1 protein-coding gene is annotated in these 846 nt (G+C 74.0%); it reads left to right on the top strand.

What is annotated here, in order from left to right; genetic code table 11:
• Window positions 1-846, top strand: an 846-nt coding sequence (locus AC5LUJ_RS08895; RefSeq protein WP_493464759.1) for a hypothetical protein, incomplete at both ends; no start/stop codon positions are given.

Raw genomic sequence — 846 nt, 5'->3', positions numbered from 1 at the left:
CCCTGGGACGACATCACCGAACTGGCGCCCTGGGAGGAGATTCCCATCCGGGAGTCCCTCGCCGACCGGGTCGCCACACCGCTGGAAGGCTCCTGGCGGATCGCGGTCACCTCGCTGATCGGCGGTTCGGGACGCACCACCGTCACCGCGATGCTCGGAATGACCCTGGCCGGCATCCGCGCCGAGCCCGTGGTCGCCCTCGACATCTCCGGTGATCTGGAACGCGCCACGGCCACCGGCGGCTCCGACGTGAGTATCGAGTTCGGCGCCTCACTCGCGGAACGCGCTGGCGTGCGCCCGCCGGTGACGCTCAGTGATCTGGTCGCGGACGCGATCTCCTACCGGGCCCGCCGCGGCGGCACTCCACGACCGGCCCGGGAGATCCGCTGGCTGATCGGCGGTGACACCAGCCGGACAGCCACACCGGCCCGGGCCACCGCGGGCTTCGACGTCCTGCCCGCCTGCCACCCCACCGGCACCCCCCAGCCCGATCTCCAGCCCGCTGGGCGGGCCACGCCGGGCCAGACGGCGGCAGCCACCGCCAACGGCGCCGTCCCGGCCGCCGACGACATCGAGGCGCAGCCGGCTCCGCTGGTGGCGGCCGGCATGCCGGGCCCACCCACCACCCAGGTGGTTGCCGCCGGCCTGCGCACCCTGGAACAGGCGTATCAGCTGGTACTCGTCGACACCCCGTTGGACTGGGACGGCCAGTTCGCGTCGATCACGCTCAGCGACGCGGACGTGATTCTGCTGGTCGTACCGGCGCTCCCCGGCGACCTGGCCGAAGCGGCCGCCGCCCTGCGTGGCGCGGCCATCCTGCGTGCCGACCACGCGGGCCCGCGACCA

Source organism: Protofrankia sp. CiP1_Cm_nod3, from assembly GCF_982290655.1.
Note: the sequence above shows the minus strand (reverse complement) of the source record. Positions and strands in the feature narration are given on the sequence as shown.